9 protein-coding genes are annotated in these 17,596 nt (G+C 47.7%); 4 read left to right on the forward strand and 5 right to left on the reverse strand.

Features of this window, described 5'->3' with window-relative positions; all coding sequences use genetic code 11:
* Positions 1-378: 378 nt before the first annotated feature.
* Together ACFSUF_RS15895 and fumC are read right to left on the reverse strand one after the other, a co-directional pair.
* Positions 379-2,196 (reverse strand): ATP-binding response regulator, encoded by a 1,818-nt coding sequence (locus ACFSUF_RS15895; protein ID WP_377604170.1) that lies wholly within the window; start codon positions 2,194-2,196, stop codon positions 379-381.
* A 275-nt stretch (positions 2,197-2,471) separates the two neighbouring features.
* Positions 2,472-3,860 (reverse strand): class II fumarate hydratase, encoded by a 1,389-nt coding sequence (gene fumC, locus ACFSUF_RS15900; RefSeq protein ID WP_377604172.1) that lies wholly within the window; start codon positions 3,858-3,860, stop codon positions 2,472-2,474.
* Positions 3,861-4,132: 272 nt separating this feature from the next.
* On the opposite strand from fumC, the gene ACFSUF_RS15905 reads away from it, so the two are divergent.
* From ACFSUF_RS15905 to ACFSUF_RS15920, 4 genes are all read left to right on the forward strand, one after another.
* Complete coding sequence (locus tag ACFSUF_RS15905) at positions 4,133-5,605, forward strand: spore germination protein (protein WP_377604174.1); 1,473 nt, start codon at positions 4,133-4,135, stop codon at positions 5,603-5,605.
* Complete coding sequence (locus tag ACFSUF_RS15910; RefSeq protein ID WP_377604176.1) at positions 5,598-6,689, forward strand: Ger(x)C family spore germination protein; 1,092 nt, start codon at positions 5,598-5,600, stop codon at positions 6,687-6,689. Before ACFSUF_RS15905 ends, ACFSUF_RS15910 begins: the two co-directional genes overlap by 8 nt.
* Positions 6,689-7,777, forward strand: coding sequence for a GerAB/ArcD/ProY family transporter (locus ACFSUF_RS15915; protein ID WP_377604178.1), 1,089 nt, complete (start codon positions 6,689-6,691; stop codon positions 7,775-7,777). The genes ACFSUF_RS15910 and ACFSUF_RS15915 overlap by 1 nt, the downstream gene beginning before the upstream one ends.
* A 371-nt stretch (positions 7,778-8,148) precedes the next feature.
* Positions 8,149-8,802, forward strand: a complete 654-nt coding sequence (locus tag ACFSUF_RS15920; RefSeq protein WP_377604180.1) for an alpha/beta fold hydrolase — start codon at positions 8,149-8,151, stop codon at positions 8,800-8,802.
* Between the two features lie 579 nt (positions 8,803-9,381).
* On the opposite strand, the gene ACFSUF_RS15925 is transcribed toward ACFSUF_RS15920, so the two are convergent.
* The 3 genes from ACFSUF_RS15925 to ACFSUF_RS15935 all read right to left on the reverse strand — a co-directional run bounded on the left by ACFSUF_RS15925 (position 9,382) and on the right by ACFSUF_RS15935 (position 17,548).
* Positions 9,382-11,253 carry an LTA synthase family protein gene (locus ACFSUF_RS15925; RefSeq protein WP_377604182.1) on the reverse strand — a complete coding sequence of 624 codons (1,872 nt, stop codon included), beginning with the start codon at positions 11,251-11,253 and terminating at the stop codon, positions 9,382-9,384.
* Between the two features lie 191 nt (positions 11,254-11,444).
* A complete protein-coding gene (locus ACFSUF_RS15930; RefSeq protein ID WP_377604183.1) occupies positions 11,445-12,455 on the reverse strand; it encodes an oxidoreductase in 1,011 nt (336 codons plus the stop codon).
* A 161-nt stretch (positions 12,456-12,616) separates the two neighbouring features.
* Positions 12,617-17,548, reverse strand: a complete 4,932-nt coding sequence (locus tag ACFSUF_RS15935) for a phosphodiester glycosidase family protein (RefSeq protein WP_377604185.1) — start codon at positions 17,546-17,548, stop codon at positions 12,617-12,619.
* Between the last annotated feature and the right edge of the window lie 48 nt (positions 17,549-17,596).

The following is a 17,596-nucleotide window of genomic DNA, read 5'->3' on the forward strand; positions in this document are numbered from 1 at the left end:
CGTGAACTTGCCGGATGTCCCAACGTTGCCGGTTTCCGGCTGCCCTTTTACGGGAATGAGCAGTAAGGGAACTGGTCTAAGCGAAAAAACTTCCTCTAATGGGTGCTTAAACACTCCTATACTTGGTGCAGTGGAGAAAACTTCCCTTATTTCTGTCAAAATCAGCCTGGAAGGTCCAATTCAGCATAGTTAAAGTAAGTTTTTTCCACTAAATCCGCTTAACCGGAATTTAGCAAGTTTTAACGGAAGTTTTTACAGCTTAATTTATCATCCGACATAAACATCAAATACATCAAAACAGACCTTACTAGACATTCTGTCCGGTAAGGTCTGTTACTGCAGTTCTTATAGTTCTCCGCCAAATGCCGTTTCACCTTTTCACTTCATCCACTTCCGTAATGTCGCCTGGAGCGAGCCCAGCTCGACCGGCTTGGCGATATAGTCATTGGCCCCTGCTGCAAGGCAGTCTTCCCGGTCCCTGTCCAGCGCTTTGGCGGTAACCGCGACAATCGGCAGGTCCGTATACTCGGGAATGGCACGCATCTGCCGGATCGTTTCGAGCCCGTCCATACCCGGCATCATCATATCCATTAATACGATAGACACCTCCGGATGAGACCTCAGCTCCCGAAGCGCCTGTTCCCCGTCCGCTGCCGTAATGACCCGATAGCCCCGGCTCTCCAGAGCAAGCTTCAGCGCATAGGCGTTATTCAGATCATCATCAGCCAAAAGCACCAGCTTGCCATCTTGCACATCCGAAGCTGCCATGCCGCGGGGCAACTCTATATCCGGCATCTTTTCATAGGCGGAGGAGGCCGCCAAATTCCTATTCAGATCTTCCCGCAGCCGGTACTCGCCTGCCGGCGCCGTATCGTCCTCTTCCCCGGCGGGCGGCTGCTCCGTTAGCGCACTCCAAGGCAGATACAGGGTAAATCGGCTTCCGAGCCCCACCCGGCTATCCAGCTCAATGGATCCGCCAAGCAGTGCAGCGAACTGCCGGGATAACGTTAGGCCCAGGCCTGTTCCGCCGTACTTCCGGCTGGTAGTGCCGTCCGCCTGATGGAATGAATGGAAGATCAGGGACTGCTGCTCCTCCGGAATCCCGATCCCTGTATCCTGCACCGAAAAAGCGACCCATTTGTCCTCTCCCGAGCCAACCCCTGATCGAGGTCCTTCGTTCCCCGTTACTGTGCGGACTTCCAGTTTTACAAAGCCTTCTTTGGTGAATTTGAGCGCATTGGACAACAGGTTCGATAGAATCTGCTGAAGGCGCTGCCCGTCCGTACGGATGATATCGGGAACGTCAGGATCCATGTTGATTATGAAACGAAGCTCTTTCCGTTGAGCCATCGGCTCAACCTGGCTGCCTACATAGTGAATTAATTCCCGGCAATTAATCTGCGCGAGGTTGATTTCCATGCGGCCGGCTTCGATTTTGGATAAATCCAGTACATCGTTAATTAAATGAAGAAGCTCATTTCCGGAAGAATGGATCAGCTCGGCAAAATGAACCTCTTCCTCCGAAAGCCTACCATCCGTATTCTCTTGAAGCATCTGGGACAATACGAGCATGGAATTCAACGGCGTGCGCAGCTCGTGGGACATATTCGCCAAAAACTCCGTTTTATAGCGTGACGCTAAGACCAGCTGTTTATTTTTGTCCTCTAATTCGCACTTGGCCTTCTCCAGCAGCTCCGTTTTCTCCTCCGCAAGGCCAAACAGCTCCTCCAGCCGCACATTCGTCACCTGTAATTGACGCTTTCTGCCCGCTTCCATCGTGAAATCCCGCAGCACCAGCATAAAGATCAAGCTTAGAAACACACTGAGCACATAAGAGCCGGGAGCTACTTCCGTCAAATAATATTCCCAATGAAGGACGCCAAAAGCAGCAATAAACACGATATTCAGCGTATTAATGGCGAACATGATCGTCAGCATTTTGGTGTAAAACCGCCATTGTCTCCGCTCCGCCCACTTCACGAGCGCAACACAGACTAAACTCATCGTAAAAATATTGAGAGCCCCGACAACAGACGCATCCGTTACGCCGAACGACAGCCGCGCCAGCCCGATTCCAAGCCCTATCGCCAAAATGGACAAGTGTTTTCTGACAAACATAGGTGAAACAATCAGGACGACAAACCGGAGATCAAAGATCGACTTCTCCGTAAAATGAAATCCGAACACCATGGTCATCCATCCGATTCCTATTGCTAGGACGACAAAACAAACTTCACGGACCTCCCGTGAAAATTTATAGAAAACATACCTGTAAGCTAAGCTGGCCAGATACATCATCGTTAGAATAATACTGATATTTGCAAAAAAACTTCGAATTACAGCACCAAAATTAGTCAAACGACCCAAACCGCCTCTGCTTTCTACCGGTTGGCAGATTTTTAGCTGCATGGTTTATTATACCTTAACCGGAAAAGAAATACGGTACAAAACGTGTACTTCATATGAATCAACTAGGACTTTGGTCCGATCATCTGCTCCGGCCGTACAACCGCGTCAAACTGTTCCTCCGTCAGGAGCCCGGTCTTCAACGCCGCTTCCTTCAGGGTAAGCCCTTCTTTATGCGCTAATTTGGCTATCCGTGCTGCATTTTCATAACCGATGTGCGGGTTCAGGCTGGTGACGAGCATGAGGGAACGCTCCAGGTTTCTTGCAATCACCTCGCGGTTCGGCTGCAGTCCTTCGGCGCAATGGTCGTTGAAAGAAATCATGACGTCGCTAAGCAGCCGGACCGATTGCAGGAAGTTGTAAATAATGACCGGCTTGAATACATTCAGCTGGAAATTCCCCTGACTGGCTGCAAAGCCGATCACCGCATCGTTGCCGAACACCTGGCAGGCAACCATCGTCATCGCTTCGCTTTGCGTGGGGTTGACCTTGCCCGGCATGATCGAGCTGCCGGGCTCGTTCTCGGGGATCGTCAGTTCGCCGATCCCCGTGCGGGGTCCGCTGGCGAGCCAACGGACATCGTTGGCGATTTTCATCAGGTCCGCGGCGAGCGCCTTGAGGGCGCCGTGGACGTAGACGAGCTCGTCATGGCTCGTCAGGGCGTGAAATTTGTTCGGCGCCGTGACAAACGGCTGGCCGGTGGCTTGCGCAATTTCGGCGGCGACCGTTTCGCCGAATTGCGGATGGGCGTTCAGGCCGGTACCCACGGCCGTACCGCCGATGGCCAGCTCGCGCAGCGCGGCTGAGCTTTCAAGAAGCATGGCCTCGCCCTTCTCCAACATCCGGTGCCAGCCGCTGATCTCTTGGCCGAGCGTCAGCGGAGTGGCATCCTGCAGATGCGTGCGGCCGATTTTGATCATCGCGTCATATTCCCGCGATTTGGCTTCCAGCGTCGCTTTCAGCTTGCGCAGCGCCGGAAGCGCCTTGCCGTGAACGGCGAGAAGCGCCGCCATATGCATGGCCGTCGGGAACGTATCGTTCGAGCTCTGCGAACGATTGACATCGTCGTTCGGATGAATCCGAACGTCGCTGCCGCGTTCCTGGAGACGGCCATTGGCGATATGCGCGATCACTTCGTTCACGTTCATGTTCGTCTGCGTCCCGCTTCCGGTCTGCCAGACCACCAGCGGGAACTGGTCCCCGCAGCGGCCTTCCAGAATGTCGTCGGCCGCCGATACGATCGCCTCCGCTTTGTCCGGCTCCAGCTCTCCCAGTTTCCGATTCGCTTCGGCTGCGCACTTCTTCAGCAGCGCCAAAGCGTGAATCACTTCCTCCGGCATCCGCTCCGTGCCGATCCGGAAATTTTCGCGGCTTCGCTGCGTCTGAGCGCCCCACATCTTATCCGCCGGCACCTTGATCTCGCCCATGCTGTCTCGTTCTATTCGAAAGTCCATTACTGCGCTCCTCCTCAATAACCCATTATTAGCTGAAAACTCCCTCTCTTTTATTTACCCGAAAAGTGGAGAAAACTTGCACCAGACTCTTGTTAAATGCGAGGTGGAGCTATTTAAACCTCGAATCGGAGAGCCCCTTCATTTACGCATGGGCCTTCATTTAATCAAGGTTTTACGGAGCACTTATGCTTGTTATTTACACGTCTTCCTGAATAGCAATTTCCACATTTGCTCAAGATAATGAGGGTAAGACACAATAAGAGGGGATACGGATGAGCTCCAACACCTATTTGGAAATAAAATATGCCATAAAGTCAGATGACTTTATCCAGACAAATCACACCATACAGGATCGATTGATCTATTTTTCATACTATAAATCGATTGTAGACCAAGAATTATTACATACTAAATTACTTCAAGCTTTAAAATGTTCACCAACCACTTTCTCCAATCTTTCTGATGTAATTAAACAAATTCCTTTAAGTGGAATTAACTATTCCTCAGATGTAAATGAAATCTTACAATGTTTGCTTTCAGGATATGCCTATATTCAATTGGATCCCGAACTTAACAACGGAATTCTTGTTAATATTGCAAATCTGAAAACAGGTTATCGAAGCACTAATGAAACAGAGAACGAATATAGCGTTATTGGTCCAAAAGTTGGACTTGTCGAAAATTTAGATATAAATCTTAATTTGTTGCGAAAAGAAATTGTCTCTGACAAGCTAAGAATGGAAGAATTCATACTCGGATCATTATCTCAAACAAGAGTGAACATTGTGTATTTGGAGGGCATATGCAACCCTCAGCACATTAACACTGTTAGACAACGGCTAGTAGATTTTGATTTCGATGTGATATTCGACAGTTCCATCCTCGACCAAATCATATCAGATAACTCAAACTCTCCATTCCCTTTATTCATGTCTTCAGAACGTCTGGATAGAGTGAAATTTAGTCTCTTAAGCGGGCAGGTGGCAATTTTAAGTAATGGATCTCCTTATGCGATTACCGGACCTTCCACGATTTTCGATTTTTTTATCTCACCAGAAGATTACTATTTACCGTGGCTCATAGGTTCCTTTTTCCGATGCCTTCGTTTTTTTGGTGTTGTCTTTTCAATATTTGCCTCACCTTTGTATGTGGCTGTTCTTACCTTCCATTATTCTTCCATCCCACATTCTCTTCTTGAATCCATCGTTTTATCCAGATCTAATGTGCCCTTCAAGCCCGTAACAGAGGTCCTATTTTTAGAGATCACAGTTGAAATGCTGCGTGAAGCTGGCTCAAGATTGCCAACCAAAATTGGTCAAACCTTAGGAATCGTAGGTGGAATTGTACTTGGTCAAGCCGCAGTCCAAGCCTCACTGACAAGTAACATATTAATTATAATTATTTCGCTTTCTGCACTCTCCTCATTTGCTACTCCGATATTCAAGATGTCCAACACAATTCGTTTCCTAAGATTTCCCTTGATCTTTCTAGCTTCTCAATTAGGCGGGTTAGGAATTATGTTGGGAATCGTGTTGCTTTTAGGGCATCTGCTTAGGCTGAAATCCTTGGGGGTTCCCTACTTGGTGCCTTTATTTCCACTTCGGACTACAGGATTTGCAGACAGCTTCATTAGATCTTCGTTAAGTGTGCTTACTAAATTGCCACCGTCACTTCGCCCAATCACCAGACGGCGTTATCATTCAAAGAAGCATAAAGATCAAGGAAGTGATTACAACAATGAGTAACAGTAAACACAGGAAATATAAAGCAATAGCATATATTCCATTACTACTTTTCATGTTTTTGTCTACTTCAGGGTGTGCTAAGGAACAAATTATCAATCAAGTAAGCTTGATTCAAAATATTGGCATTGATACTCATAAAAATGCTTATAAAGTAACGGCCGCATACGCTACTTACGGGAAGGAAACTCGGATGCATATATTAAATGGAACAGCTCATACCATTAACGAAAGTCTGATTTCTTTAACACAGCAGTCTGATTACCCTGTAGCCATTGGTCAAACAAACACTATATTTATACATGAGCACTTGGCGAGATCCGGTATTTCAGATTTAGCCAGTACCATCGTGAGAGATCCCCTAGTAAGTAATCTTTCAACCATTGTTATTGCAAAGCCAAAAGCAAGTACTATTTTATCTGCATCATCTAAATATTCTCCGGATTTTTTGTTTAACCTTATTAAAAATAATATGACAAACGGAAATATTCCACAGACAAACTCCCATTCATTTCTAGATCAATATTTCGGAGAAGGCCAGGATGTTTCCTTGCCAATAATTAAAATTCAGCCAGACGGTACTTTTCATATTAATGGCGTGGGTGTCTTTCGGAAGGATAAACTGGCGCTATTGCTTTCTAATGACGAAAGTCTAGCCTTAAAACTTTTGATGGACAAAAAAAAAACCATGTCTGCTATTTATGAGTTCAAATCCGACCGGAACGAATTTATTTCTTACAAAATTGTCAACGCCAAGCGAAGAATTAATATGACAAATAATCAAATAAATATATCTTTGAAAATTAATGCGGACCTTAGGGATTATCCCAAAAGATTTAAGATCCATAATCACTATGCTGATATACATAAATTAAGAAAAATAATGGAGTCAAATTTAAATGATGAAGTGTTGGCTTTGCTACATCGATTGCAGAAGAATAAAACCGATCCGGTCGGGTTCGGCAAACTTGCTCGTTCTAATCAACGAACTTGGAGTGAACAGGCTTTTATGAGGTCCGCATATCCTAAATTAACCTTCATTATTAAATCTGAAATACATATTACACAAATGGGGGTTGGATATTAATGGAGCATAAAGTTGAGGAAAATTATAAAATTTCCGGGTTTTTCGTTTTCTTCCTTATCCATGCCTCCCAAGTTGGAATTGGTGTGTTGACATTTCAAACCTTAATTTTTTCCCATACGAAAAACGATGCGTGGATTTCCTTGTTATTGGCTGGCATTAGTTTGCATATCATCATTTGGATGATTTATAAAATGCTAAGCAAACCAACCAGAGACGTTATTGATTTACATTGTACTATATTCGGGAAACATGCCGGAAATTTCATATCGTTATTGCTTGTATTTTATTTTCTCATTTTTTCTCTCGCGGTCTTTCGCGGGTATATAGAAGTCATTCAAGTTTGGATGTTTCCAACTATAAACACTTGGTCTATTGCTTTAGTATTTCTGCTCATAATTTATTATATCGTAACAGGTGGATTCAGAGTCATTACTGGCTTCTGCTTCTTTGCCGTAGTTTCCAGTTCTTTTCTTTCAGTATTATTGTACTTTAATGCGAAACACGGATACGTTCAAAATTTGCTGCCGATATTAAATCACCCCGTTGGTGAAATAGTATTATCATCGAAGTTTGCTATTGGAGTTTTGTTTATCGGATTTGAAACCCTTCTCATTTACTTTCCTTTTTTACATTCCACTGGTTCCAGTGCTAAATGGGCCCATTCAGCTTTAGTATTTACGAACATTAAATATCTTGCTTTGACAGTTGTTACTCTAATGTATTTCAGTCAAGGGCTACTTGAGCATACTTACTGGCCCGTTCTGGTCATGATTAAAGCCCTCGAGTTCCCTCTATTTTCGAGATTTGAATTTATTTTTTTAAGCGTATGGTTAATTATTGTCCTTCCAGCCATATTTCTTTCTTTATGGAGTTGCACTAGAATTGTCAAACGTGTCACTGGTTTGAAACCAACTCTATCTTTACCTTTTATCGTAACCCTTATGTTTTTCAGCACTTTACTCTTGGATGATCGCATGAAAATAGAAAAATTTGGACGTATTGTTGCTGAACTCGGCATATACTTTGTGTTTGGATATATTCCGCTATTATTTGTTCTTTTCTATTTGAAGTCTTTTAGATCACGATAAATCATATGTAACATATGATCGCCATGATCCTTGATTAACCTGAAGAGACCTAAGCGGCTAGACATATGCGGATGCCAGCCATAACCCTCACCTTGTGGAAGCATACCGGACAACCTGCGTGATAAAATACGACTTTCGACATTATGGAACATCCCCTTTTTCTTTTTATATTTTTGCTACAAATCTATTGTATAATGACACCCAGTCTACAACAATTTCTGATTTGTATGATATCGATAGGCTATGCCTATGAAGTTAAAACAACGGATAAACAGATAAGCAAACGGAGAATATACACTCAGGTAATCAGATGATTTACCCAAATTAATGAATACATAGCCAAATAGTCGTGCATTAAAGGAGACACAAATATGAACTTAAACGCGCAAACAGTACCGACATCCTATGTGGAAGCAGGGGGAGTACGGTATGCTTATAGAAAATTAGAGCGGCAATCGGAGATCCCACTAGTATTAATAAATCGATTCCGTGGCACAATGGACGATTGGGATCCAGCACTTGTAAACGCATTAGCCGCAGAAAGGACGGTTATTTATTTTGACAATGCTGGCATAGGTCTTTCCAGTGGAGAAACACATAATCAGATTGCTGGCATGGCAAAAGGTGTTGAAGAGTTTATCAAATCACTGGGTTTTGAGAAGGTTGATCTACTCGGCTTTTCAATGGGTGGTCTCGTCGCGCAACAATTGACGGTAACACGTCCCGATTTGGTGAGGAAGGTTGTACTTGCTGGTACATCAGGTGCAGGAGAGCACGACGAACAAGCTGTACCTGAAGCTTTCCAAGTTGCAATTAAACCTCTAAATACAGAGGAAGATTTTCTCTACCTCTTCTTTGAAGAATCGGAGACAAGCCAAGCAGCTGGACGTGAGTACTGGGCGCGACTACAGGAACGTAAAGATGATCGGAGCCCGCTTGTCAAGGCGGAGTCAATCCAGGCTCAAGGTAATGCCCTGGGTGCATTTAAGAAACAATCCGTCTTTAATCAGTTAAAAAATTTATAGCAAATGGCAGCCGCGATTTGATGGCTCCGACATTTAATTCTTATTTATTGTATAAACAGATTCCCAACGCACAACTGATTTTATATCCGGACTCAGGTCACGGATTTCTTTTCCAACATGCTCTACTTTTCTCCAAGCATATTAACCTTTTTCTTGGCTAAGCTACACTGATGGTTTTCCATCTACCGCTTCGGTAGCATCAAGATGTTTGCGTAAGCAGTATAGGGGCGAAAGTTTGTTCAGCTATGATGAGGGGGAATACTCCCCCTCATCATCTGCTGGTTTCACTCTCTGTCTTCTTACTTGGGATCCCATTCTCATGCAACTCAGCTACCTTCTTTTTACCTCGAGATCTCCAAGTCCGCGAATTACAAAGTCCCCAATGCGCTCGTCTTTTTTTATGGTCAGTAAGTAAACTGCCGTTTCCGTCCACATCCATGATCATCAGACTGTTCATTGGTTGCAAAGTTTCCTGATTTCACACGGTTTATTTAGACTTCTTTCGTTGAGCTTGGCGGAATATAGTAATGAAAAAACCGCCCACAGCCCGAAGGCAGTGAACGGTTGCTTTGTCGTTCTTTATTTCCCATCCGCGCTGTGCAAAGGCTGCTGCCTCAGGTAGCTGTCGGACAGATTCAACAGTTTCAGCATGTTGTTATACTGCTTCTCCGTCACAGGAGAGGCGTCCTTGCGGCCGGACAGGCCGTATTGCGTACCGTCCTTGTAGCCGTCTCCAGGAATCAGCAGCGACTCGTTGTTTTGCACCGTACCGGACGGAAGGTAATAACGTTGTGGCAGCACATTTTGCGTCTGATTCAACAGATCCTGGCCAAAATGAATCTGCCCGCCCATCGGTACGCCAAGCAGGTTTGCGACTGTCGGCAGGATATCCACCTGCCCGCCCATTTGTTCAAATACCTGAGGCTGCTGTCCCGGCACCGACACAATCAGCGGGATATTAATCATTTCGGTATAGCTGTATTCATGACCGTAAATCTCATGAAGAAGCTCTTTATCGTCTTTATCCAAAGAATATACCGGCAGTCCGAGGTGATCCCCGTATAGAACGACCAGGCTGTTATCCCAGATGCCTTTGGCTTTCAAATCATCGATAAACTTGCCAAGCGCGTAATCCGTATAGCTTTGGGCACGGATGTAATCTCCTACAAATGTATCCTGGTAGCGCTCCGGCAGCTTGATATGGTCTTTCTCCGGAGGCGTGGAGAACGGATGATGGGCAGTCATCGAAATGACATGGGAATAGAACGGCGTACCGCTTTTCTGCATTTCCTCCAGCTTGCCCGCTGTTTTTTTGTACAGAACTTCATCGGAAGAGCCAAAGAATATTTTGTCTTCATCTCCGAAAAAGCCGCGGTCATAATACTTGTCAAATCCTACTGCCTTGTAAAGTTCACCGCGATTCCAGAATTCCACCACATTCGTATGGAACGTAGCGGAGTCATAGCCTTGGGTTTTGAGCAGCTTAGGCAAACTTGGCACTTTTTTATCCGCATAGATCATCGTTGAAGCCCCGATCGGCGGCACATAGAACGACGTATTCACTACGAATTCGGCATCGGAGGTATTCCCTTGGCCTACATTTTGATAGAAATTCGGAAAATACATATTTTCCTTGACCAGCTTATTCAGAACAGGCGTAACCTCTTGCCCGTCAATCTTCAGGTTGATCAGGAAATTCTGGAACGATTCCAGCTGAATGATCACGAGGTTCTTTCCTTTAGCCGCGCCGAAATAGGCAGGGTTCGCAGGCTGCACTATGCCTTTAAGCTCATTAATGCGGTCCTGCGTAATCTCTTCGACGGCAACCGGCGGTTGTTCATCCTTTTTGAGAATCGTATAAGCCTCGTAATTGAGGATGCCCATTTCAGAAGCTTTCTTCAGCTCGTTCATGCTGGCGCGGTTCGGCCAGACGTTGGACAAACAAATCACAAAGGAAAGAAAAAAGACGAATGCGACGATACTCCGGCGTGAACGTCCGGGACCTGAAATCAACGATGTACTGTTATCCCGCAGCTTTCTGTGCTTGCTGTAATAGTAGATCGCCAGCACGATAATATCCGTGAAAATAAACAGGAAATAAGGATCAAGCAGGGAAAATACGCTGTTGCTGACTGCCGTCACCTGATTGACTTGTTCCAACGCGTGATACGTAACGATGACACCATAGTATTTGTAATACATGATAGCGGCAAAAAAGATCGCGGTAAGCAGCAGATTCACAATCATATAATACATCAGCTTCCGCTTCGCAGCGAACCATTCAATCAGGCAGAACAGCAGCCAGGCCGCAGGAATTTCAGTAATAAGCGGCGTAAGGGAAAATCCGTTGCCGAAAATAACGAAGTAAGCTAGACAGCTCTTTAAGAGCAGAACGATAGAGAAGAAAAGATAGGGCTTAGCCCCAAAAATACGCTGATTATAAGTGGTCATGCCTTCCATGCCTTCCTTTCCGAAAACCTGAACAATACTCCCTATTATATACGAAAATAGCAGCCGCAGGTTTGCCTTGCCGCAAACATTTGTGACGGTAAATGCAACCTGAAAAAACAATTTTTTATTGTATGTGCAGAGAACCCCAGTGATGACAAATTTTCATACAAAAAAACTGGGAAGCCGAAGAGCTACAATTTCACAACCAGCCGCCCCCGGGACTCACCCTGAAGCATTCGCTGCACGGCTGCCGGAATCTCGTCCAGTGCAATATCCTCCGCCATGGCGGCCAGGCCTGAAGGCTTCCACGCTCCGGCCAGCAGCGGCCAAATCCGCTGACGGATCTCCATCGGTGCGTAGACCGAATCGATGCCGATTAACCGGATGCCGCGCAAGATAAACGGCAGCACCGTGGCCGGCAGCAATGTGCCCCCGGTCAGGCCGCTGGCCGCAACGGTGCCTCCGTAGCGCACCGTGCCGAGCACGGAAGCCAGCTGCGGGCCTCCGACACAATCGACCGCCCCGGCCCACAGCTGCCGGCCGAGCGGCTTGGCCGGATCCGTCATCAGCTCTTCGCGGCTGATGACCTTCGAGGCCCCGAGACCCATGAGCGTGCCGCGCATGTCCTCTTTGCCCGAGCTGGCCACCGCCTCGTAGCCGAGCTTGGCCAGCATCGCAACCGCGAGGCTCCCGACGCCGCCCGAGGCGCCGGTCACCAGCACCGGGCCGCTGTCCGGACGGACCCCGCCGTCCTGCAGCGCCAACACCGACAGGGCCGCCGTGAAGCCCGCCGTCCCGTACACCATCGCTTCCCTCGCGGATAACCCCTCGGGAAGCCGAACCGCCCAGTCCGCGGGCACGCGCGCGTACTTCGCGTAACCGCCGGACCTGGCTACGCCGAGCTCGTAGCCGGTGGCGAGCACCTTGTCCCCGGGCCGGAACGCCGGGGACTCGCTCTCGACGACCGTGCCGGCCAGGTCGATGCCCGGCACGATCGGATACTGCCTGACGACTTTCCCGTCAGGCGAACAGGCCAGCGCGTCTTTATAGTTCACGCTGGAATAACCCACTTCAACAAGCAGCTCAGCCGTAGGTCCATTCCCCGTTGCCAGAGGCGGCAGTTCGCCGAGCGCCAGCTCACGCACTCTCATCGAGAAGGAACCCTCCGTCTTTTCAACGTACAGAGCAGGAAAAAGTTTCATATCGCACCCTCCATCCTCAGGGTTCATTCCAATCATGCTAATTTCCTTATTTTACACCTTTAGCTTCGTGATTTCCATTTGACATGAGATAAACCTTTGCGGACAAAAAACAGCCGGTCCGCAATGCCGGACCGGCTGTAACTAATTATTAACTATTGAACTTATTTACCAGGCTTCGGTCCACCGTTGCCAGGCTTCGGTGTCCCATGTCCCGGATTTTTCAGCGTAGCCGTCCGTATGGAGGTACTGCTTGAATTGCCCGCTGCGTCATAAGCTTCCACTTTCAACTCATACGTTGTTCCCTTTTTAAGTCCCTTAAATCTGTGCTTATAAACATTCGTGCCGTATTTAGCAGCAAGCTTGCCGTCCAAATACACCTTATACCCGACAACACCCACATTATCATGAGCTTCTTTCCACGACAGTTCGATAAAGTTCTGTCCGTTTTCAGTGTAAAGACTGTTGTCATACCAGATCGGAACCGTTACATCCGGGCCGGAGGCCTTCTGAGGCGTCACGGTGACGACTTCGGACCGTTCGGACTGGTTGCCTGATTGATCGATAGCCGTAATCCACATATGGTACTCTGTGCCGTTCTTCAAATTGCTTACAATCTGGCTTGTTTTGCCCGCTTCCACGAAAACCGTATCGTCGGAACCGTAGTAAACCCGGTAACCGGCCAGATCCGGCTCCGTATTGGCATTCCATGTCAGTGCAGCTGACCCGTCGCCAGGCGTTGCTTTCAAGCCTGTCGGCACGGCAGGCGCTTCCCCATCCGGTGCCGTTGTTCTATTTACCCGTACCGCGGCAGAAGCAGTCAAATTTTTGTAAGAAGCAATGACTTGTCCCTGTACATCTTCCTTATGATTACTTTCCGTCTGCAGCACGCCGTCATGAATCGTTCCCACGCCGCCGTCCGCCGTCCATGTAAGCAGGGAATTGTCCACCGCATAGCGGTTGCCGTAAATATCGATTCCCGTTACGCCGAACGTAAACGAAGCGCCCGCTTCCAGTGTCTGCGAGTCCGGAGTAATCATCAGGTTCACAGGGTCTGCAGCGGCATTCTCAATGACCTGTACCGTTTGGTTGTAAGTAATGCCTGACATTTTCACCGTTAGCGTCGCCGTTCCAGTTTTCAGCGCTTTGATTACGCCTTCCTGGGTTACCGTAACGATACCGCTGTTGTCAGAAGACCAGTTCATATCCAAATTGCTGAATTTGCTCATGTTGATCACATAATCCGCTGTGTCCGCTGTAAAATCACCATACAGGTTTAATTTACGTTCAGCGCCTTGAACGATCCTCAGTACCCCGTTCGTTTGCTTCGCGGCATCGATGACCGAGATTTTCTCCACCAGAGGGAAGAACTTGCGTACAACCTGGTTGTTTTTCACTGCAAATTGGGTGTAGCTCAAAAATCCGCCGTTATCCGGCGTTACGTACTTCTTCAGTGCCTCGTCCCCTGAAATCGTATAGGTTACGCCGTCCCGCTCCCAAGTCTGGGAAACGTGCAGATGCCCGAAAATCACATTCACATTCACATCGTTATGGTTCTTCTTATACTCACTTAACATGTTCTCCATCCGCTCCGCATCGCTGACCAGCATTTCATGCGCAGTGCCGAACGAATCCCGGGTAGGATTGTGCGTATAGATGAACACATTTTTATATTTGTTGCGGTCCAGCACCCTCTGTAAATAGTCAAATTGGGTCGGGTCGGAAGCCGTGACGCTTTGTCCCAAAGCGGTATTTAACGAGATAAATAATGAATTGCCATACACAAAGCTGTACGTCGGATCTCCGAAATAACCGTAGAAGCTGTCGAGTGTGTTTTTGAAAGCTTCATGGTTCCCCGGCGTAATCATGAACGGCTTGGCCAGCATGCCGATTTGGCTCAGGCCCGTCGCCCATTGATCCGGTGTATCGTTGTCAACCAGGTCACCATTCTGTATCACAAGCTCAGAAGCATCTTTGTTAATCCTGTCAAAAATTCTCGGTGCAAAGCTCGTCGCATGGGAATCCGAAGTGACGGAGAATACGAACTCATCCGGATTCTTCGGCCCTTGGATCGGAGCTGTCGTAAAGCTTACGGTTTGCTCTGCCCCCTGATTACCCGCTTTATCTTTCGCTTGGACTGTCATCGTGTGACTGCCGTTTCCAAGCGGTTCTTCCAGTAAGTAATACGCCCATCCTTTTGCAGCATCATAATACGTAGGTGTATGGGCGGTTCCATCGATCATAAACTGAATATCCTTCGGATCTACGCCAGCCTGCGCATCTTTAATGATCGCTGTCAGCTTCGGCATTGGTGTTTTCAGGACATTTCCGTTGATCGGCAGCAATCCGGAGATCGTCGGCGGTGTTTGATCCGCTTGGAAGCTAACCGTAAAGTTCTGTGTTACATTCGGATTTGCTGCATTGCCTGCTTTGTCTTTCGCATTGATAACTAACGTATGCGCGCCTTGGGCAAGACCCGTTGCGGTATAGCTGATTTTGCCGGAGGCTTCATCGTAAACAGGCGACCCTAGAGAACCGTCCAACGGAATGGCTTGTCCGTCCAAAGAAAGCGAAATCGTCTGTGTATCTAAGCCGGACTTACTGTCGCTCACGGGTATAGTAAAGGTTACATCCGGAGAGTAAACCGTACTTGTCACCCCTCCGCCGTTCATAGACAACGGTCCGAATACAGGACCTGCCATATCTTCCTGTTCATTATACGAGAAACGAAGGTCATCGAAATAAACCGTTCCGCTCGTAGCAGCAGGTTTTGTTTTATCGATTTCTACCATGTACATGTAATAAAATTTGATCGGAAGCGGAACATCCGAAGGAATCGGCACCTCTAGGTACTTCCAGCCCTTCCAGTTGATCCCGTCGGTTTGATTCGTCAGATCGTAGGTACGGCTTGTATTTTTCCCGTCCTTCAGGATCAAGCGGAGCCATGGAGAATGGCCGTCCCCGTACACCCATACGCCAAAGCTTTTTGGACGGATGTACGTTGTATACTTCTCAGCAGGCATCGGTCCGTAGGTCGGGTCCCAGTTCGCATCAATCGTACGGATGTTGATGGTTCCATTGGATACTTTCGTCCAGTTTAAATAGTTGTAATTGACTTTTAAGCTGCTTCCGCCGCTTACTGACTGCTCAGCCGATCTGGAAGGCGTGCCTCCCACAAATCCGTTCACGAGATACATCAGCGGGTCGCTGTCAAAACTCTCGATTAACATGGCGTCTTTTCCTACCAGCACATCTACGTAAGCGATCTGATTCTTACCTTTCAGTGTTGCCTTAACCCTCATTTGTCCTTTTTTGCCCGTAGTTTCCAATACGCCGTCTTGGTTGATCTGACCATACGTCGCATCCGTTACAGTCCATTCCGCCGCATGGTTATCGATCACGATTGGAAAGCCTTCCGCGGTTTTCGCATCAAGCTGGAACGGGTGGCTGGCATGGTTAGGTACAACAATGTTTCCTGTTTCCGTAAAATTAAAAGAATACACTTGGTCTGTCACTGTAACATTGGCCATGCCATTGATTCCTTTTAATGAAGCCATAACTTGGCCGGTACCAGCCGCAGGCGCCGATAGCAGGTACCCCTTACTATCAATCGTTCCTGCCTGCGGATCCGCAGACCAAGCGACGTTAGCCTGGCTGATATCCGCCGGGTTCCCGTTCACATCCGTTGCTTTTACGCCGAACTGGAACGGGGTGTTTTTATAAATCAGGACATCCTTGTCTACAACCAGGCTTCCCAACTGTTGCTCCGGTGCAGCTTTGGTTACGAACAACAGCGTGTTGGTTACCGGGCGCTCCGAACCGTCGGACGGCTTGTTGACTACCTTCACCTCGGATTCCCCCAACAGCCTTGCGTTCATTTGCGTCGAACCGCCGCCGTCCAGGCTCAGTGCACTGACAGCGCCATAACGGGCCATGAGCTCGGCAACCTCGGTGATAGACATTCCTCGGCTTGTCCCAACATTAGGCTGCCCTCCGTCGATCGTTACGGCAATGACTTTATTATCTGCCGTGACCCCAATTGCAGTACGGGCTTTGCTGATGTCCCGGATAAAATTCATATCCTTTGTCTGATCATACAGCTCGGCTTCAGTCATCGCCTTGCCGTTTAGAACCAGATTGGACCAGCCTGCTACGGCTTCCGTCAGCTGTAAGGGCTGCCCTTGCTTATTTAGCACATTGTAAGCAAAAGACACTTTATCTCCCGCATGAAGATTAGCTTTGGCCCAGTCGGACTTCGTGCCTTGGCTTGCCAGCACCATCTTGCCTGCAGGCACGGTGATCGACCTGTTCACGGAATCCGTGTTGATCACCTGCTCCACCGTTGCCTCATACGTTTGACCCAGCTTGATTGGACCGGTTACACCGCTTAATACGGCGAAAGTCCCCTTTGCCGCTTGGGCTGCGCTGTATGTTACCGTTGGTGTATTAGCCAGCGCCGGAGTCTCCAGAATCATCCGGTTGTCCAAACTCTCGTTTCTATTAAGGCTGTCTATTTTGGTATAAACGTTAGAAGTAACAGATAATTTCGCATCTACCTGCACGAAATCGACAAACGCCTTTTTATTGGCATCGATACCGAATACGGAATAACGGGCCTCTCCCCCGGCGTTAAAGCCGTTCAGGATATAGCCGTTTTTCACCTGCAGGCCGACGGGAATGCCTGTCGTTGTATTGAACATGTCCGCATTGATGCCGGCCACGACACGTTCCCCCTTGAATTGCTCTCTTTGAATCTGCTGGCTGACCGTTTCCATCATCAAGGTAGTATCCTTGGCCTTCGCCGAAATGACGCTAACAGCCGGATCGTTTAAGTCAGCGGAAATCACATTGACACGTTCGTTATTGACCACGTCATTGCCCGCCGCGTCCTTAATCACATTCATCCCGTTGTAGTTGTAATATTGGGTGCTCGTGTACCGGATTCCTTTGGCGATATCCTTGTCATACAGTTGCAGCTGTTCCTGGTTTACGGCCGCAGCATCCGCATTCAGAGCCGCTCCCCCTAAGCCGTTAAACAGCAGCAGTGCAGACAAGACAGCAGCTGCAGCAGATGAAACCTTTCTTTTTCTCAGCATCGTTCTCTCCTTATGTCTATGTATTCATTTCTCTCACACGTAAGGTTA

This window comes from Paenibacillus gansuensis (genome assembly GCF_042684925.1).
GTDB classification, from domain to species: Bacteria; Bacillota; Bacilli; order Paenibacillales; family DY6; genus Paenibacillus_N; species Paenibacillus_N gansuensis.